This is a genomic window from Algihabitans sp., assembly GCF_965226985.1.
Taxonomy (GTDB): domain Bacteria; phylum Pseudomonadota; class Alphaproteobacteria; order Kiloniellales; family DSM-21159; genus Algihabitans.
This window is the reverse complement of record NZ_OZ245712.1, coordinates 2,536,616-2,554,192: the sequence shown is the minus strand read 5'-3', so window position 1 is coordinate 2,554,192 and position 17,577 is coordinate 2,536,616. Positions and strand designations below refer to the sequence as shown.

Below are 17,577 nucleotides of genomic sequence, written 5' to 3'. Positions count from 1 at the left end.
CGGCCGAACCGTCTTTCCGGACCACGAGCGAGGCACCGTGACACGACAACTCCCCGAGCGAGACGAGATCTTTCTCGACCATGTGGCCAGCTTCGTGCCGGACCTGGACCGCGCGGCGGCGCTCTACGAGCGGATCGGCTTCCGGCTGACGCCCTTCACGGAGCAGCGCAACCGGACGCCCGAGGGGCTGGTCTCCGCCGGGATGGCCAACCGCTGCGCCATGCTGCGCGAGGGCTACCTGGAACTGTTGACCGCCGTGGGCGACACCGAACTGGCCGGCCAGTTTCACGCCGCGACGGGACGCTACGTCGGGCTGCACCTGATCGCCTTCAGCCTCGCCGATCCGCAGGCCGCCCATGCACGCCTGGCGGAGGAGGGCTTCCGGCCGAAGCCGCCCGTGACGCTGACCCGTCCGGTGGAGGGTCCAGAGGGCGAGGTCGGCGAGGCCCGCTTCACGGTCCTGCGCGTTCCGCCCGAGACTATGCCCGAGGGGCGCATTCAGGTGCTGCAGCACCACACCGAATCGCTGGTCTGGCAGGGCCGCCACCTGGCCCACGACAACGGCGTGGTCGCATTGAAGGGCGTGCTGCTCGCCGTTCCCGACCCGCAGGAGACGGCGGAGCGCTTCGGCCGCTTTCTCGGCCGCAGGCCCAAGCGCCGCGACGCTCGCTGGCTGCTGGAGCTGCAGCGCGGCATCTGCGTCTTCGTCGTGCCCGAGGATCTGGAGACCGTCGCGCCTGGGGTGCCCGCTGCGGCGACGTCGCCGGCCATTGTCGCCACGGCGCTCGGCAGTTCCGATCCGGGACTGACCCGAGAGCGGTTCCAGGCCGGCGGCCTGCAAGCGACGGCGGCGGGGTCGGGTGAGACGCTCTACCGCTTCCCGCCCGAGGTCGGCGGTTCGGCCAGCGTCGTACCGGCCGAGGCCCCGCTGTCCGCGCTGTCCTGGGCGTCCTGACGGCGCTCCGCGGTCATCCACTGCCAGCCGAGCAGTCCGCCCAGGATGGCGATGCCGACGAGGGACGCCACGAGGTTCGGGTGCAGAAGGCCCAGGGTGGCAGGCAGCAGGCTCAGTCGCTGCGGCCAGGTGAGCGGACGCAGCAGGAACCCCTCCAGCAGCACGTTGAGCGCCACCACGCCCAGCAACGCCATGGCTGCGATCAGGGCTGTGTAGCCCAGGCTGGAGTCGATCCCCAGCAGCTCGGGATGGATCACGAAGATGAAGGGCAGGATGAAGCCGGGCAGGCCGAGCCGCACGGCGATGAAACTGGTGCGGAAAAAGTCGCCGTTGGCGATCTTGGCCGCCACCAGGCAGGACACGGCGACGGGCGGCGTGATGGCCGAGACGTTCGCGAAGAAGAAGACGAAGAAGTGCGCGGCCAGCAAGGGGACGCCCAGGCTGACGAGCGCCGGCGCGCCCATTAGCGCCACCAGGATGTAGGAGGCGGAGGTCGGCAGCCCCAGACCGAAGGCCAGGCAGGCGAAGGCGGCGACCACCAGCAGCAGCCAGAGATTGCCAGCCGCCAGTTCGAGCATGGCGAAGGAGAGCTTCTGCGCGAAGCCGGTGACCGAGAGGATGTCGACCAGCACGCCGATCACCGCGACGACCACGGCGATCTGGGCGCCGCGCAGGGCGCCCAGGTAGGCGGTGCGCGCCAGCAGCCCGGCGATGTGAGCCAGGACCCGGCCCAGTCCGCGCAGGGAGGACAGAAGCCCGCGCCAGGATCCGGCGAGTTCGCGCAGGATGTAGAGGCCGAGCAGCAGGCCGGTCGCCTGGATTGAGGCGCGGCCGGCTAGGTTGGTCTCGATCAGCGTCCAGATCAGATAGATGATCGCCACGAAGAAGTGGAAGTTGTAGAGGCAGGTCCGCCAGAAGCTCTCCTCCGAACCCAGGCTGTCGCGCAGCACGTCCTGGGTCGAGGCATCGAGGTCTTGCTGCACGGCCCGCAGGTGCACCGCGAACATTAGATAGAGGTAGTAGATCAGTGCCGGGAAGGCGGCGGCGACGATGACCTCGCCGTAGGGCACGCCGGTCAGGCCGACGATCAGGAAGGCGGCCAGTCCCATCACCGGCGGCGTCACTTGCCCGCCGGTCGAGGCGACGGCCTCGACCGCGCCGGAGAAGGCGGGCTTGAATCCGACCCGATTCATCAGCGGGATCGTCAGCGCGCCGGTGGAGGCGACGTTGGCCACGCTGGAGCCCGAGACCATGCCCATCATGCCGCTGGAGAGGATGGCCACTTGGGCCGGTCCTGCGCGGGTCCGCCCCCCGATCCGGTAGGCCGCGCCCATGATGAAGTCGACGCAGCCGGTCACCTGCAGGGCGGCGGCCAGCAGCATAAAGGGGAAGATCGTGCCGGCCGACAGTTCGGCCAAACCGCCCAGCAGGCCGCTGAAATAGGGGATCGAGGTGTAGCCGATCAGCCGTTTCAGCGAGAGGCCGCCGTGATAGAGCAGCCCGTCGGGCATGGCCTGACCGAAGTAGCCGTAGAGCAGACCGACGACGGCGATCAGGCTCACGACCCAGCCCCACTCGCGCAGCGAGGCATAGAGACAGAGCAGCAGCAGGACCGTGGCGACAGCCATGTCCATGCTGTTCGGCAGGAAGGAGCGTTGCGAGGTCAGCGCCCCGATCTCGGTGACGACGTACCAGATCGTACCAGCCGCCAGCAGGGCCAGCAGCAGGTGCGCCAGGCGTCCCGTCACCCTGGGCGCGCTTGCCGCCAGGGAAAGGAAGATCAGCGTGGCGGCGCCGCCGACATGCAGGATCTTGAATTGGCCCGAGGGCAGGACGAACCAGATCACCTGAGCGGCATGGGCGAGCACGTAGAGGATGCCCACGACGCCCAGAACAGCGACGATTGGGGCGTTGCCCCTGTCGTCGGTCAGCGCGCCGGCCAGCCTATCGGTCAAAGAATGCATTACAGGGGGCTCCGCAGTCGCGGAGACGGGACGCGGCGATGCGGTCCCTCAGGCCGCACCGCCGCGCCGGTCCGCCCGACCGTTTGGGTCAGGAGGCTTCGGTCAGACCGTCGTGCCACGCGCCGCGTTCCTTCAGGTAGCGCGCTGCGCCCTTATGCACCGGGAAGCCGGCGACCAGGTAGTCCGTGCCGAAGGGCAGGCCGATGTCCTGGAACTGCACGCCCAAGCCCCGCACGTCCTCCTCGTTCTCGAAGATGGCCTTCATGACCTCATAGGCCACGTCGGCCTCGACATTGGGCGAGGCGGCCAGGACGCCGGAGAAGGAGGCGGCGGCTACCGTGCTGTCGATGCCCGGAACGACCCCGCCAGGGATCTCGCCGCGCGCGACGCCGGGGTTCATCTCCCGCGCCCGTGCCAGGATCTCGTCGGAGACGGGCAGGGCCCGCACCGGGACCGTGGCGCTCAGCTCGGAGAGAATGGGGGCCGGGCGGCCGTTGGTCAGCAGCGAGGGGATGCAGTCGACCGCTTCGCCGCGCAGGGCGTCGTAGGTCTCGCGCCAGGACCCGTAGGTCCATTCGACATCGTCCTGGATCCCGGCCGCCTCGAACAGCACCCTCCACATGGTCGCGGTCGAACTGCCGGCCGGCGAGGGCATGCAGCGGCGGCCGCGCAGGTCGTCCAGGGTCTCGATGTCGCTGTCCGCCCGGACCATCGGCGTGCAGTTGAACAGCGTGTAGGCGAACATCTGGTGCACCTCGATCGGCTGGGGATAGGGGGCCTGGCCCTCCGATGCCGGCTTCCAGTCGGTCGAGGTGGTCTGGCCGAACTGGATGATGCCTTCCGAGAAGAGCTGCATGTTCTCGGTGCCGCCGCTGGTCGCCATAGAGGCGTTCCGTAAGTCGCTGTGGCGGTTCACCGTGTTGGCGAGCCCCTCCATGATCACGTAGCCGGTCGAACCGATCGAGGAGGAGCCCCATTGCAGGTTCTGCTGCGCAAGCACGCTGCTGCTGCGGAAGACGGCCGAGCCGGCACCGGCGGCGGCTAGGCCCATCAGGCCGCCACGCAGAACGCTGCGGCGGCTGACTTCAGGCATATTCAGACTGTTACGACGTTTCGTCATGAGGTTTTCCCTTTGCCTCCCAAGTCTCGGCCGTGCGGTGAGCCGGCCCTCCGATGGCCTCTGCCGTTCGGGCAGTAGGCCGCTGTCAAGCGATCCACTCCGTCACCGGGGCGGCCGCTTCGTGTAGCGGTTGCGACACCACGTCGACCAGAGAGGGACCGCCGTGTTCGATGGCGGCGGCAAGGGCGCCGCGCAGCTCGGCCGGATCCTCCACCCGCCAGGCCTTCAGCCCGAAGGCCTGGGCGACGCGGGCATGATCCGTCTGGTTGAAGTCGACTGAGAAGTAGCGCTGGCCGAAGCCGGAATGTTGGCCCGCCTTGATCCAGCCGTAGACGCTGTTCGAGAAGACGATCAACGTGATCGGGGCGCCGCTGCGCACCAGAGTCTCCATTTCGCCGGCGTTGAAGCCGAAGCTGCCGTCGCCCATCACCGCCACGCACTTGGCCGAGGGGCGCGCGTAGTAGGCGCCGAGTACGCCGGGCAGGGAGTAGCCGAGCGCGCCATGGGCGCGGTTGCTGATCATCCGCGCCTCGGGATGCTTCAGCTCGAAATAGGCCGAGAAGTAGGGGCAGGGCGTGCCGGGATCCGCGACCACGATGGCGTCGTCGGGCAGCAGCTCCGAGAGCTCGCGCACCACCCGTTCGGGACGAATCGGCCGGTCCAGGGACTCGGCCAGAGCGTTGAAGCGGGCGAACTTGGCTGCCTTGGCCTCGGCGACCGCCGTTTTCGCCCCTTCGGCCGGCCGCCGGGTCTCGCCCAGCTTGGCATCCACAGCGGTCAGCAGGGCGGCCAGCGCCAGCTTGGCGTCGGCAGTCAGACCGATTTCGGTCGGATAGTTGGCACCGATCACCGTTGGCTCGGCATCGATGTGAAGGATCCGCTGCTTGTCGGCGGCGGGGTGCCGCCAGCGCTCGGTCGTGACCGAGCCGGCGCGGCAGCCGACCAGCAGCACCAAGTCCGCCTCGTCCAGCACCGCGCGGGTCTCCTCCGCGCCGCCGTTGGAACCGACGACGCCGAGCGCCAGGGGGTGGTCGTCCAGGATCGCGCCCTGGCCGCTGATGGAGGTCGCCACCACCGCGCCCAGCCGTTCGGCCAGAGCCGTGACCTCGGCCCGCGCGCCGGCGATCACCGGTCCGCCGCCGCAGACGATCACCGGCCGCTCGGCCGAGGTCAGCGCCTCGGCCGCCGCCTCCACCCGGTCGGGCGCCGGGGCTGCCCGAGCCGCCGGAAAACTGCCCTGCGCGGCCTCGCCCCAGATGTCATCGGCATCAACCGGATTCTTCTGTACGTCGAAGGGCAGGCCCAGATGGACCGCGCCGGGGCGGCCGCTGCTCATTTGGCGAAAGGCGGTCCGCACGCTGCGCGGCAGGGCCGCGCTGCTCTCGATGACCTTGTTCCACTTCGTCAGGGGCCGAAAGAGCGCTTCCTGGTCCAGTTCGGTCAGGGCGAACTTGCCGTGAGAGCTGACGGCGATGTCGGTGGTGATGGCCAGGACGGCGATGGAGGACTCGTTTGCCTCGACGACGCCTGGCAGGATGTAGGTCGCTCCGCCGCCGCTCGGGCCTTCGCAGACGCCGACCTTGCCGGAGACGCGGGCGTAGACGTCGGCCATGTAGCCGGCCGATCGCTCGTCGCGGGTCAGCACGTGGCGCATGCCGTGGTCGAGGCGGTGGAGCGCGTCGTAGAACGGCAGGCTGGTGTCGCCGCAAAGACCGAAGATCACTTCGACGCCGTGGAGATCGAGCAGGCGGACGAGCGCTTCGGCGCCGGATAGCTGGTTCATTGATCCTCCGGTGACGGGGAATTGGAGACTCTGCTGGCCGCTTGCGGGCCTTCGCCGCTGGCCGCTTGCGGCCCTTCGCCGTTTGCCGCTTGCGGCCCTTCGCCCATGTAGAGGCGCGCATAGCCTTCGCGGATGCCGTCGATGATCTGATCCTGCCGCCGGGCGACGTGGCTGTGGGCGATGCCGACCGCCGTTTCGGCGTCGCCTTGGCCGATGGCGGCGATCAGGGCCCGGTGCTCGGCCTGGGTGTTGTCGCGTCGCCCCTGCATGTCGACCCAACGGAAGAAGTGGATCCGTGCGTTGATGCTGCGCAGCATGCGCAGCAGTTCCAGGTTTCCGGTACATTCGGCGATGCGCTCATGGAAGCCCTCGTCCAGCTCCAGCAGGCGCTCCAGGGGCTCGCTTTCGTGGGCGCTGACGCTGCGGTCCAGGTAGCCGTGCATGGCTTCCAGCCAGTCCCGCGAGGCACGGCCGCAGGCCAGCCGCACGATGGCTGTCTCCAAGGCAAGCCGAGCCTCGTAAAGGTCGCAGACCTCCTTCACGTCGAGCGGGCGGGCGAAGAAGCCCCGGCCGCCGACCGACTGCAGCAAGCCCTCGGAGACCAGCCGATGCATCGCTTCGCGCAAGGGGGTCCGGCTGATCTGCAGCTCCTTGGCAAGCGCGCCTTCGTTGAGGCGCTCGCCGGGCCTGAAGCGGTAGTTGATCGCCATCTCGCGCAGTCGGTCGTAGGCCCGCTGCGAGAGTTGCGTCGGCCCCTCCTGCGCGGTTGCGCGCCCTGTCGTCTGCGGGATTTCCGGCATATCCGGGGTCCTGTGCGCAAAACTGTATACAGTTTATTATGCAGCTAGAGACCCCCCGTGCAAGCCGGCTTTCATCACAACTGCGTTGAAATCAGGCCTCGGCGCCGGTTCGGAGGCCGGACCGGAAACCTGGCCGGAAACCTAGCCTAAAACCCGACGTTGAAACCCGCCCCGGGGTTTCATGCGCAGGTCCTATTGACGCCTCTGTTGCTTCTAAGTTTATCATCAGAAAACCAATAGAAAACCCTGACGGACCGGACCCCCGGACGTGGGGAACGACCCTTGGGACGCGATGTCGCGAAACCCGGGGACTTGAGGAAACGTGAGGTAGAGATGGCAACGCTCGGACAGCGCCTGCGGCGCTGGCGTCGCTCGCTCGGCTTGAGCCTGGACGCCGCGGCGCAGAAGGTTGAGATCACGAAGGGCTACCTGTCGCGGATCGAGAATGATCTCGCCAGTCCCTCCATTGCCGTCCTCAACCGCATTAGCCAGGCCTACGGCGCGCCGCTGTCTCAACTTCTGGATACCGGCGGTTCGGACAAGATCTCGGTCGTGCGCGTCGCGGACCGGCTGGCGATGAACCGCGACAGCGGCGAGCACGGCTACCTCTACGACTTGGTCAACCACAAAAAGGCGGACCGCCGCACCGAGTGCTTCGTCGTCACGCTGCCGCCGATCGACGAACCGCCGGAGCTCTTCAGCCATGCGGGCGAGGAGCTTTTCTTCGTACTGACCGGCCGTGTGCGCTTCGTCTACGGCGGAACCGAACTGATTCTGGAGACCGGCGACGCGATCTACTTCGACGCCGCGATTCAGCACCGAGGCCTGGCCTACGGCGGAGAACCCGCTACGGCCCTGGCTGTCATCGTTCCCCCGGACACCGAAGGGGACTGAGCGGACCCGCCGGATCGACCAACGACCCGGCGGTCTCAATAGAAAGTGGGAGGAGTCTCTTAAGATGCGTAAATGGCTGATTACGACAGCGGTATCTGCCGGACTGTCGGTCTTCGCCGGTGCCGCTGCGGCACAGGAAACGGTCAACTGGCGGATGCAGTCCCTGTGGGACGCCAACACCACGCCACAGGAGTTCGAAGAGCGTTTCGTGGCGCGGGTTGCCGAGCTGACCGACGGGAACTTCCAGATCCGGCTTTTCTCCGGCGGTCAGATCGTCCCGGCGGCGGAGGCCTTCGAGGCGGTGCAGTCGGGCGCCTTCGAGATGATGAAGACCTTCGACGGCTACGAGGCCGGCACGGTGCCGGCCTTCTACTTCACCAGCACCGTCCCCTTCGGTTTCGAGACGCCGGATCAGATGGAGGCCTGGTTCTACGAACTGGGCGGTCTGGAGTTGGCACGCGACGCCTACGACGACTACGGCCTCCACTACGTGGCCCCCAGCGTCTACGGTGAGGAGCCGATCCACTCCACCTTCCCCATCGAGTCCATCGCGGAGATGGCGGGTCAGAAGGGGCGCTTCGTCGGCCTGGCCGGTCAGGTCATGGCGGCCTTCGACGTGGCGGTCACGCCGATGGCGACGGGGGAGGTCTACTCGGCGCTGGAGCGCGGCGTGATCGACTTTGCCGACCGGGGCGACCTGACCGCCAATCTGGAGGCCGGACTGGCCGAGGTGGCGGACTACGTGGTTCTGCCGGGGGTGCATCAGCCGGTGACGGCCACGGCCTACGTGGCCAATCAAGAGGCTTGGGACGCGCTGCCCCGCAGCTACCAGGCGGCGCTGGAGATGGCGGCGCGTGAGGTCTCTGGTGCCTTGCGCCAGCACATCCTCGTCCAGGATCAGGTCGCCCTGGCGGCCTTCCGCGATGCGGGGATCGAGGTCTTGCGTCTCGACGAGGAGGACGTTCAGGCCGCCCGTCCGACGGCGGTCGAAGCCTGGCGTGCGGCGGCAGGCGACGACGAACTGGCGAACCGGATCCTGGAAAGCCAGCTCGACTTCATGCGTCAGCTCGGCCTGCTCTGACGCGGGCGGTGCGGCGGCGGGGCGCCCGACCGTAGTCAACGCGCCCTGCCGCCGTTTCCCTGGAGATAACCGACCGATGCCAGTCCTGGCCTTCTACTGTCGCGGCGTCACCGTGCTGAACCGTTGGATCATGATCGCCGCGACCGGCTTGATCGCGATCATGGTGACGGTGATCTGCTACGAGGTGATCGCCCGCTACGCCTTCGACGCGCCGACGGTCTGGGCCATGGAGATGGCGCGTCTGCTGCTGGGGCCGTACTTCCTGCTGGCCGGGCCCTACCTCCTGCATATCGGCGGTCACGTGAACGTCGACATCGTCTACGGCAAACTCCCCGAGCGAACCGCGAAGCTCGTCGATCTGCTGACGGTTCCACTCATCGTCTACTTCGGCTGGGTTCTGCTGAGCTACAGCCTGCCGCTGGCACTGACCTCCTGGGAGCATCGGGAGACCTCGACCTCCGCCTGGAATCCGCAGATCTGGCCGGCCAAGGCGGTCATGCCGCTCGCCTTCGCTCTCCTGATCGCCCAGGCCGCGGCGGAGTGGCTGCGCGCCCTGTTCCGCGTCCTCGGGTATCCCGATCCGGCGCCGCCGCCGGTCGCGCCGGCCGAGGACCTGGTGACCGGCGGACCCGGCACATGAGCTCCGAACTCGTTCTGCTCGCCATGTTCGTCGGTCTGGTTCTGCTGATCCTGACCGGTCTGCCGCTCGCCTTCGCGCTCGGCGCCCTGGCGCTCTTCTTCACGGTAACCCTCTGGGGCTCGCAGGCCCTGGTGGTGACGGTGTTGCAGACCTTCGACACCATGTCGTCGGAGGTGCTGTTGGCGATTCCCCTCTACGTGATGATGGCGGCTGTGCTGCAGCGCAGCGGTATCATCGATGCGCTCTATCGCGCGATGGAACTCTGGTTCGTCCGCTTGCCGGGCGGTCTCGCCGTCGGCACCGTCGTGATCTGCACCATCATGGCGGCCATGACCGGGATCGTCGGGGCCGCCGTCGCGGCAATGGGTATCCTGGCCTTGCCCTCCATGCTCAAGCGCGGCTACGACCAGCGTCTCGCGCTGGGGACCATCTGCGCCGGCGGCACCCTCGGCATCCTCATTCCGCCCTCCGTCATCACCATCGTCTATGCCGTCACGGCGCAGATCTCCGTCGGACAGATGTTCATCGGCGGGGTCGTGCCGGGCCTGTTGCTGGCCGGTCTCTACATCGCCTACATCGTGATCCGGACCCTGCTGCAGCCCGGCCTGGCGCCGACCGGCGCGACGGCGGAGGGCGTCGATTGGCCGAGGCGTCTACGCGCGCTCGAAGCGCTGATTATCCCCAGCCTGATCATCTTCGGCGTACTCGGCAGCATCTACCTCGGCATTGCGACGCCGACCGAGGCAGCGGCGGTCGGGGTCGCCGGGGCGGTGATCTCGGCGGCGACCCAACGGCGCCTGGATGCGCGGATGCTGGGCCGGGCTGCCTTCGACACCCTGAAGGTCTCGGCCATGATCCTCTGGATCACCATCGGCGCGAAGGCTTTCGTCGCGATCTTCACCGGCACCGGCGGCGCCGATTTCATGCTGGCGCAGATCGAGGCGCTGGAGGCCGACCGCTACGTGATCCTGCTCGTGATGATGCTGATCCTGGTGTTCCTCGGCATGTTTCTCGACGAGATCGGAATCATCCTTCTCTGCGTCCCGGTCTTCCTGCCGATCATCGAGTTTCTCGAATTCGATCCGCTGTGGTTCGGGATCATCTTTCTGATCTCCGCCCAGATGGCCTACATCACGCCGCCCTTCGGCTACACCCTCTTCTATCTCAAGGGCGTGGTCCCGCCCTCCATCGGCATGGAGACGATCTACCGGGCCATCGTTCCCTTCTTTTTTCTGCAGGTGACCGGCCTGCTCATCTGCGTGGTCTGGCCCGAGCTGGTGCTCTGGCTGCCCCAGCAGATGATGGCGCGGTGACGAGGCCTCCCGAAACGACGAGCAACCGATAAGAGAATCCCAGAGTAAGAGAGCCCATGAGCAAGACGAACATCACGTCCCGCATTCCCGGCTTCCATTCCATGTCGATCGAGGCGCGCCTCGCCCGACTGGCCGAGCTGACCGATCTCGATGAAGCCGCGGTCGCCCAGCTTTCGGACACCGGCAACCTGCGGCCCGAGACGGCGGACCGCATGATCGAAAACGTGATCGGGACGATGAACATCCCGGTCGGCGTCGCCACCAACCTGATCGTGGACGGTCGCGAGGTTCTGGTGCCGATGGCGACTGAGGAAAGCTCGGTGGTGGCGGCGGTCTGCAACGCGGCCAAACAGTGCCGCTCCGCCGGTGGGATCGCGACCTCCAGCAGCGGACCCTTGATGATCGCGCAGGTGCAGCTCGTCGGCGTCAGCGATCCCGAAAACGCACGCTTCAAGATCCTGGAGCGGCGGGAGGAGATCAAGTCGATCTGCGACGAGACCGATCCCGTTCTGCTGAAGTTCGGCGGCGGCTTTCGCGACCTGGAGGTGCGCGTGCTGGAGACCGACGACGGCCCGATGGTGATCACCCATCTGATCGTCGATACCGGCGATGCCATGGGCGCCAATGCCGTCAACTCGATGGCGGAGGCTGTCGGCCCTCGGATCGAGGCCTGGACCGGCGGCCGCGTCTTCCTGCGCATCCTCTCGAATCTGGCCGATCGGCGCTTGGTGCGGGCGCGCGGTGTCTGGAAACTGGAGGACATCGGCGGTGCCGAGGTGCGCGACGGCATGCTCTCCGCCTTCCGCTTTGCCGACGCCGATCCCTATCGGGCCGCCACCCACAACAAGGGCATCATGAACGGTGTGACCGCCGTGGTCTTAGCCAGCGGCAACGACACGCGCGCCATCGAGGCAGGGGCCCACGCCTTCGCCGCGCGCAGCGGCCGCTACCGCAGCCTGACGCGGTGGGAGCGGGACGGCGAAGGCAACCTGGTCGGACTGCTGGAGATGCCCTTGGCCGTCGGTCTGATCGGCGGCGCCACAAAGATCCACCCGACGGCGCAGGTCGCGCTGAAGATCATGGCGGTCTCGAAGGCGGACGAACTCGCCCGACTGATTGCCGCCGTCGGTCTGGCCCAGAACTTCGCCGCGCTTAAGGTGCTGGCCACGACCGGTGTGCAGAAGGGCCATATGTCTCTGCATGCCAAGAACATCGCCGCCATGGCGGGCGCCGAGGGGGAAGAGGTCGAGGCGGTCGCGGCGAAGCTGAAGGAGATGGGCAAGGTGCGGGTAGATATCGCCGAGCGGCTGCTGGCCGACCTGCGCGGCGGCAAGGCCTGACCCGTGCCCGCAGAGACCCGCCCGGTTCCGCTGCCGCGCCTGAGCGCGCTGCTCTATCTGCTGATGGCGCTCGTCATGCTGGCCGTGGCGGGACTGTCCCTGCACGGCGGCTTTCGCAGCGTCGCCCAGGCGGAGCGCGCGCTTTCGCTGCGCGAGGTCGCGGCGGACCTGACGGAGCTGTCCATCGCGGTCGCCAAGGGCGCACCCCGGACCGATGACCTGACCCGGACCTTGCAGGACTGGCTGCTGCGCACCGCGCCGCAGCCAGCCGTCGCCTCGGCGGCCCTGAGCGAGGCGCGCGCGCTGGGACGCGAGGGCAACCCGCGTCTCGTCGCGCGCCAGATCGGAGCGGCTTTCGATACCTCGGGCCTCAGCGGCGCTCTGCTGCAGGCGCAGCTCTTCCTGATCATGCGCGACGAGCGGCAACGCGCCGCCGAGACGATCCTGAACGCGCTTGCCGGCCGCTACGGCCTGGAGATCGAACGGCGGGCCGTGCGGGCAGCGGTTTCCGCTTGGGGTGCGGGTGAAGCGTCGCCCGAGATCGAACGGCTGCTGCATGCCTTACCGCAATCGGAGACGCCGGCCGCTATCCTGCTCATGGCGGCCGTCAAGCTGGTCCTGTTGGCCTCTCTGCTCTTGGGCAGTCTCGTCTACGCGCGGCGCTTTCTAAGCGATGCCCGCGCACTTCTCCGCTCAGGACGGCTCGACGTCGGCAGCGGTTTCGCGACGCGCTGAGGCGAGTGGAGATCCGGCTCTACGACGGGGCCGGAGTCGGCAGCTCCGACCCGAACTGCCGCACCTGCCGGTCCACTTCCGGCGACCAGCGCTCCACGACCGCGCGGATATGTGCCTCCATCGCCGCCGCGGCGGTCTCGGGGGCGCCGCTCGTGACCGCGCTCAGCAGTTTTGCATGCTGGACCGATCCGCGCGCGAAGCCGGGCTCGTCGACCTGCAGCGGCTCCTTGTCCAGCCCGAAGGTGTGACGGTGGATGTGCAGCATGCAGCGCAGCAGGATCGGCTCCAATGCCCGCAAGCCGGCGGCCCGGAAGATCGTCAGATGAAAGGCGCGGTCGAGTTCGGCCAGGGCGTAGGCGTCGCCCTCCCGCTCCGCCTCGGCCATGCGCTCCACCAATTCTTCCAGCGCCGTCGTCTCCGCCGGCCCCAGGCGCGGCGCGGCGCGGCGGGCGCCGTCCACCTCCAGCGCCAAGCGGATGCGGACCATCTGCGCCGCCTCGTCCGGCGTGGTGTCGGACACGAAGGTGCCTTGATAGCCGCGTCGGCTGACCAGCCCTTCCTGTTCCAAGCGCAGCAGCGCCTCGCGCACCGTGCCCTGGCTGCAGTTCATGGCGCCGGCGATCCCGGTTTCCAGCAGGGCCGCGCCGGCCGCGACGGTGTTCAGCAGAATGACCCGGCGCAGTGCGTGATAGACCGCTTCGCCCTTGCTGCGCGGCGGGGCTGCGGTGCCGGTGACACCCAGCACCTCCGCCCAAGGGAACGTTTCGTTCGACATGGTTGACAGCTACGCAATCCCGGTTACGATCACTATCGATATTGATAATGATGTTGCATCGAGTCCGCAATTCGATGCTGGCCGCAGCGCTATCCTCACGCTGCGCTGTCCTTCGACAAGGAGTGTGATGGCAGCCCGGTCCCAGGTTCGTCGGGGGTGTTCTCTTCATTGCCGGCCTCTGTCGACGGGGAGGGCGCGGCGATGAGCGCGCCGCTGCTGGAGGTCGAGGACCTGGTCGTCGAGTTCAAGACACCCTCCGGCTGGGTCCGGGCCGTGGACGGCGTCTCCTGGGATGTCTCGCCGAGCGAGATCCACGCGGTGGTTGGCGAGTCCGGCTCGGGTAAGTCTGTCACCGCGCTCTCGATCCTGCGCCTGCTGCCCATGCCGCCGGCCCGCATCGCACAGGGGGCGATCCGTTTTCACGGAACCGACCTGCTGGCGGCCGACGAACGGACGATCCAGGCGGTTCGGGGCGGACGGATCGGCATGGTCTTTCAGGAACCCATGACCAGCCTCAATCCGGTTCTCACCATCGGTCGTCAACTGACCGAGGGCTTGCGCGAACATCGCAAGCTGGACCGCCGCGCCGCCCAGGCCCGCGCCGTCGAACTGCTCGAGATGGTCGGTATCTCCGAGCCGGAACGCCGTCTCAAGCAGTACCCCCATCACCTCTCCGGCGGGATGCGTCAGCGCGTGATGATCGCCATCGCCTTGAGCTGCGACCCGGAACTGATCATCGCGGACGAGCCGACCACGGCCTTGGACGTCACCATTCAGGCTCAGATCCTGGAGCTGATGCAGGATCTCTGTCGTCGTCTGGGCGTCGCCCTGGTGGTCATCACGCACAATCTGGGCATCGTCGCCCGCTATGCCGACCGCGTGACGGTGATGTACGCGGGTGGCGTTGTGGAGGAGGGCACGGCCGACGCTGTCTATCACCGCAGTGCCCATCCCTATACCCTGGGTCTGTTGAATTCCGTGCCGCGGCTCGACCGCCCGCGCGGGCTGCCGCTGGAACCGATCCCCGGAAATCCGCCCGATATTCTCGATCGCCCGCCCGGCTGTCAGTTTCAGCCGCGCTGCGGCTTTGCCCTCCCGCACTGCAGGCAGTCGGCGCCGCCCCTGCAGCGGATCGAGGCGGCGTCCGGCCCGAACCTGCCGTCTCACCGCAGCGCCTGCTTCGAAAGCGAAGCCCTGCTAGCGGACGCGGTCTCGTGAGTGCGACGGCGACGCTTGCGGCGCAGGGCGTGGCGAGGGGCGCGGCGAAGGGCGCGGATAGCGGTCCTTCGGACGAGGTTCTGGTCGAGCTGCGCGGCCTCAAGAAGCATTTCCCCGTGAAGCGAGGCCTCCTGTTCGAGCGCACGATCGGGCAGGTCAAGGCGGTGGACGGTGTCAGCTTCTCCATTCGGCGTGGGGAGACCTTCGGTCTCGTGGGCGAGAGCGGCTGCGGCAAGAGCACCATAGGCCGCTGCCTGCTACGCCTTGAGAACCCGAGCGAGGGCGAGATCCGTTTCGCCGGCGAGGACGTCTCGAAACTGGATAGAGCCGGTCTGCGCGGCTTCCGCCGCCGGGTCCAGGCGGTCTTCCAGGACCCCTTCAGTTCGCTGAACCCACGCATGACCGTGCAGGAAATCGTCTCGGAACCCCTGCTGGTGCATGGCATTCCGGGCGACCGCGCCAGGGCTGTGCGCGACCTGCTGGACACCGTTGGGCTACCCGCTCGGCTGGCGGACCACTATCCCCATGAGATGAGCGGCGGCCAGCGTCAGCGCGTCGGCATAGCCCGAGCATTGGCGCTGAAGCCGGAGTTCCTGGTCTGCGACGAGGCCGTCTCGGCGCTTGATGTCTCCATTCAGGCCCAGATCATCCGTCTGCTGGAGGATCTGCGGGCTGAGTTCGGCCTGACGTATCTTTTCATCGGTCACGACCTCTCGGTCGTCCGTCACATCTGTCATCGGGTCGCCGTCATGTATCTCGGCAATCTGGTGGAGCTGGCGGAGACCGATGAGCTGTTCGAAAACCCGCAGCATCCCTACACCCAAGCGCTGCTGTCCGCCGTCCCCGTTCCCGATCCGACGCTGGAGCGCGCCCGCGCCCACCGGGTGGCCAGGGGCGAGGTCCCCAGCCCGATGGCACCGCCGCCCGGCTGCGTCTTCAATCCCCGGTGCGATCTGGCCGACGCCGCTTGCCGCCAGACGGTGCCGGACCTGCGCCCTATCGCTTCGGGTCATGTCGCCGCCTGTCTCAAGGCCGGAGAGCCGAGCGGGTCGACAGGGCCGAACGAGTCCGGAAAGCCAACAAAAACGAGAGGAGGCTGAACATCATGGTCCGGAAGACACCATCCACTGAGTCGCAGATCGACGAAGGGGTCGCGCGCGAACTGCGCGAGGCCTACGACTTCGACCGTCGCGATCCCCTGTTCGGGTTGTCGCGCGAACAGTTGAGCGGCCCCAGGCTGGAACGGCGCAGCGTTCTGCGTCTTCTGGCTGCTGCCGGTACGCTCGGGGCCTGGCATCTTCTGCCGGGGCCTCTCGGCGCGGTCGCGCCAGCCAAGGCGCAGAGCGGCGGCACCCTGCGCTGCGGCTGGTCGGGCGTCGGCGAGATCGTCACGCTGGATCCGGCGCAGATCAACCAGGTGCTGCAGTTCCAGATCGCCTCGAACGTTCTGTCGGGTCTCACCCACATCAACGCGCAGTTGGTTGCGGAAGGCGATCTGGCGGAAAGCTGGGAGGTGTCCGAAGACGGGCTGGAGTGGACCTTCAAGCTGCGCGAGGGCGTCACCTTCCACAACGGCGATCCCTTCACCGCCGACGACGTTCTCTTCACCTACGCGCGCTCGAAGGATCCGCAGCAGTCGATCCACAGCCGCACGCTCTCCAACGTTCAGGCGCTCGACAAGCTGGACGACCACCGGGTGCGCTTCACCCTGGCGCAGCCGCAGGCCTCCTTCCTGGTCAAGACCCTGGAACGCTCCTCCGGCCGTGCCATGACCATCGTCAGCCGGGGCGCCCTGGAGTCCATGGGGACCTCGGACTACGGTCTGCGGCCGGTCGGGACGGGACCCTTCCGGGTCGTCCGCCATCAGCTCGGTCAGAGCGTCTTCCTGGAGCGTTTCGAGGACTATTACGATCCGGAGCGGCCGAAGCTCGACGCGGTGGAAATCCTGCCGATCCTGGATGCGGAACCGCTCGCGGCCGCCTTGGAGGCCGGCGACATCCAGTTGATCGGCGGCAATCCCGTTGCCGGCGAACTGGTCGACCGTTTCGTCGAGAACCCCGACCTGGTCGTCGACGAGACGCCCTTGCCGGGTTTCCAGTCGGTCTGGATCAATCCCTGGCACGAGGCCATGAAGGTCACCGACTTCGACAAACCCCTGGAAGAGCTGATGCAGGAGCCGGGCTTCAAGGTCCGCATGGCCCTGGCCAAGGCCCTGGATCGGGAGACCTACATCGCGCAGGCCCACTTCGGGCGGGGCACGCCCGCCTTCGGGTCGGTCAATCCGGCGATGGGCTATTACTTCGACGGTGAGCTGGCGGAGCAAAGCAGTCAGACCTACGACGTGGAGGCGGCTCAGGCCCTGCTGGCCGAGGCCGGCTATCCTGGCGGCGAGGGCTTTCCCAAGCTGCGTCTGCTGACCACGCCGGTGAACCGCCGGGAGTCCCTGGTGGTTGCCAACATTCTGGGGCGCAACCTCGGGATCGAGGTCGAGGTGCAGACCAAGGACTTCCCCGTCCTGATCGAGGACTTCGACCGGATGGACTGGGATCTTGTGCGGCTCGGCTCCGGCGGCGACTACGACCCTGACGACGCGCTGCAGGACTGGATGTCGACCGCCTCCAAGTTCAACGGCCGTCTGCGCGACACGGCGGTTCATCCCTTCGGCTTCTTCTCCGAGGCGCGGGTGGACGAACTCTCCGAACAGCAGAGCGCCACGGCGGACCTCGAGCAGCGCCGCGAGATGGTGCTGGAGGCGAACCGCATCACCTCCGACAAGGTGGCCTCGGCCTTCCTCTATCACCCTTCGGACGTGCTGGTACACGCCCGGTCGGTGACTTTCCCGGCCGAAAGCCGGATCCCCGGTCTGGTGGATCTGGACCGCGTCACCTTGAGCTGAGTCTCCTCCAGCTCCCCCGGCTCGCTGCCCCGTCCCCTTTTCGAAGGGGGCGGGGGAGCGGCC

15 protein-coding genes are annotated in these 17,577 nt (G+C 67.6%); 10 read left to right on the top strand and 5 right to left on the bottom strand.

From position 1 onward, the window contains the following. The first annotated feature begins 37 nt into the window (after positions 1–37). Positions 38–955, top strand: coding sequence for a VOC family protein (locus tag ACO054_RS11745; protein WP_421706765.1), 918 nt, complete (start codon positions 38–40; stop codon positions 953–955). On the opposite strand, the gene ACO054_RS11740 is transcribed toward ACO054_RS11745, so the two are convergent. From ACO054_RS11740 to ACO054_RS11725, 4 genes are all read right to left on the bottom strand, one after another. Beyond that, positions 871–2,919, bottom strand: a complete 2,049-nt coding sequence (locus tag ACO054_RS11740) for a TRAP transporter permease (protein WP_421706764.1) — start codon at positions 2,917–2,919, stop codon at positions 871–873. The two genes, ACO054_RS11745 and ACO054_RS11740, sit on opposite strands and share 85 nt — an antisense overlap. Positions 2,920–3,007: 88 nt before the next feature. Next, positions 3,008–4,039: a TAXI family TRAP transporter solute-binding subunit gene (locus tag ACO054_RS11735; protein ID WP_421706763.1), complete on the bottom strand. Its 1,032-nt coding sequence runs from the start codon at positions 4,037–4,039 to the stop codon at positions 3,008–3,010. Positions 4,040–4,124: 85 nt separating this feature from the next. Further along, on the bottom strand, positions 4,125–5,822 hold the full coding sequence (locus tag ACO054_RS11730) for a thiamine pyrophosphate-binding protein (protein WP_421706762.1): 1,698 nt from the start codon (positions 5,820–5,822) through the stop codon (positions 4,125–4,127). Further along, positions 5,819–6,622 carry a GntR family transcriptional regulator gene (locus ACO054_RS11725; RefSeq protein WP_421706761.1) on the bottom strand — a complete coding sequence of 268 codons (804 nt, stop codon included), beginning with the start codon at positions 6,620–6,622 and terminating at the stop codon, positions 5,819–5,821. Before ACO054_RS11725 ends, ACO054_RS11730 begins: the two co-directional genes overlap by 4 nt. A 333-nt stretch (positions 6,623–6,955) precedes the next feature. On the opposite strand from ACO054_RS11725, the gene ACO054_RS11720 reads away from it, so the two are divergent. The 6 genes from ACO054_RS11720 to ACO054_RS11695 all read left to right on the top strand — a co-directional run bounded on the left by ACO054_RS11720 (position 6,956) and on the right by ACO054_RS11695 (position 12,625). Continuing rightward, positions 6,956–7,516, top strand: a complete 561-nt coding sequence (locus ACO054_RS11720) for a helix-turn-helix domain-containing protein (protein ID WP_421706760.1) — start codon at positions 6,956–6,958, stop codon at positions 7,514–7,516. 64 nt (positions 7,517–7,580) lie between these two features. Beyond that, on the top strand, positions 7,581–8,597 hold the full coding sequence (gene dctP, locus ACO054_RS11715) for a TRAP transporter substrate-binding protein DctP (RefSeq protein ID WP_421706759.1): 1,017 nt from the start codon (positions 7,581–7,583) through the stop codon (positions 8,595–8,597). Positions 8,598–8,673: 76 nt separating this feature from the next. Continuing rightward, positions 8,674–9,237, top strand: a complete 564-nt coding sequence (locus ACO054_RS11710; RefSeq protein ID WP_421706758.1) for a TRAP transporter small permease subunit — start codon at positions 8,674–8,676, stop codon at positions 9,235–9,237. Beyond that, positions 9,234–10,550 carry a TRAP transporter large permease gene (locus ACO054_RS11705; RefSeq protein ID WP_421706757.1) on the top strand — a complete coding sequence of 439 codons (1,317 nt, stop codon included), beginning with the start codon at positions 9,234–9,236 and terminating at the stop codon, positions 10,548–10,550. The genes ACO054_RS11710 and ACO054_RS11705 overlap by 4 nt, the downstream gene beginning before the upstream one ends. Before the next feature lie 56 nt (positions 10,551–10,606). Beyond that, complete coding sequence (locus ACO054_RS11700) at positions 10,607–11,890, top strand: hydroxymethylglutaryl-CoA reductase, degradative (protein WP_421706756.1); 1,284 nt, start codon at positions 10,607–10,609, stop codon at positions 11,888–11,890. Positions 11,891–11,893: 3 nt separating this feature from the next. After that, complete coding sequence (locus tag ACO054_RS11695) at positions 11,894–12,625, top strand: hypothetical protein (RefSeq protein WP_421706755.1); 732 nt, start codon at positions 11,894–11,896, stop codon at positions 12,623–12,625. A 19-nt stretch (positions 12,626–12,644) separates the two neighbouring features. Here ACO054_RS11695 and ACO054_RS11690 read toward each other — a convergent pair whose 3' ends face one another. Beyond that, a complete protein-coding gene (locus tag ACO054_RS11690) occupies positions 12,645–13,400 on the bottom strand; it encodes a GntR family transcriptional regulator (protein WP_421706754.1) in 756 nt (251 codons plus the stop codon). A 201-nt stretch (positions 13,401–13,601) separates the two neighbouring features. Here ACO054_RS11690 and ACO054_RS11685 point away from each other — a divergent pair, with 201 nt between their 5' ends. From ACO054_RS11685 to ACO054_RS11675, 3 genes are read left to right on the top strand one after another with little or no spacing between them, the layout of a single operon-like run. Beyond that, the gene (locus ACO054_RS11685) at positions 13,602–14,618 is read left to right on the top strand and encodes an ABC transporter ATP-binding protein (protein WP_421706753.1); all 1,017 of its coding nucleotides are present in this window, start codon (positions 13,602–13,604) and stop codon (positions 14,616–14,618) included. 29 nt (positions 14,619–14,647) lie between these two features. Beyond that, entirely contained in the window at positions 14,648–15,718 is a 1,071-nt protein-coding gene (locus ACO054_RS11680) for an ABC transporter ATP-binding protein (protein WP_421710357.1), read from the top strand. 5 nt (positions 15,719–15,723) lie between these two features. Beyond that, positions 15,724–17,514: an ABC transporter substrate-binding protein gene (locus ACO054_RS11675; RefSeq protein ID WP_421706752.1), complete on the top strand. Its 1,791-nt coding sequence runs from the start codon at positions 15,724–15,726 to the stop codon at positions 17,512–17,514. The last annotated feature ends 63 nt before the right edge of the window (positions 17,515–17,577 follow it).

What these genes read in the sequence shown, in the direction of transcription:
- ACO054_RS11730 (WP_421706762.1), bottom strand. Translation starts at nt 5,822, where the DNA reads ATGAACCAGCTATCCGGCGCCGAAGCGCTCGTCCGCCTGCTCGATCTC.
- ACO054_RS11710 (WP_421706758.1), top strand. Translation starts at nt 8,674, where the DNA reads ATGCCAGTCCTGGCCTTCTACTGTCGCGGCGTCACCGTGCTGAACCGT.
- ACO054_RS11740 (WP_421706764.1), bottom strand. Translation starts at nt 2,919, where the DNA reads ATGCATTCTTTGACCGATAGGCTGGCCGGCGCGCTGACCGACGACAGG.
- ACO054_RS11700 (WP_421706756.1), top strand. Translation starts at nt 10,607, where the DNA reads ATGAGCAAGACGAACATCACGTCCCGCATTCCCGGCTTCCATTCCATG.
- dctP (WP_421706759.1), top strand. Translation starts at nt 7,581, where the DNA reads ATGCGTAAATGGCTGATTACGACAGCGGTATCTGCCGGACTGTCGGTC.
- ACO054_RS11725 (WP_421706761.1), bottom strand. Translation starts at nt 6,622, where the DNA reads ATGCCGGAAATCCCGCAGACGACAGGGCGCGCAACCGCGCAGGAGGGG.
- ACO054_RS11720 (WP_421706760.1), top strand. Translation starts at nt 6,956, where the DNA reads ATGGCAACGCTCGGACAGCGCCTGCGGCGCTGGCGTCGCTCGCTCGGC.
- ACO054_RS11675 (WP_421706752.1), top strand. Translation starts at nt 15,724, where the DNA reads ATGGTCCGGAAGACACCATCCACTGAGTCGCAGATCGACGAAGGGGTC.
- ACO054_RS11685 (WP_421706753.1), top strand. Translation starts at nt 13,602, where the DNA reads ATGAGCGCGCCGCTGCTGGAGGTCGAGGACCTGGTCGTCGAGTTCAAG.
- ACO054_RS11705 (WP_421706757.1), top strand. Translation starts at nt 9,234, where the DNA reads ATGAGCTCCGAACTCGTTCTGCTCGCCATGTTCGTCGGTCTGGTTCTG.
- ACO054_RS11690 (WP_421706754.1), bottom strand. Translation starts at nt 13,400, where the DNA reads ATGTCGAACGAAACGTTCCCTTGGGCGGAGGTGCTGGGTGTCACCGGC.
- ACO054_RS11735 (WP_421706763.1), bottom strand. Translation starts at nt 4,039, where the DNA reads ATGACGAAACGTCGTAACAGTCTGAATATGCCTGAAGTCAGCCGCCGC.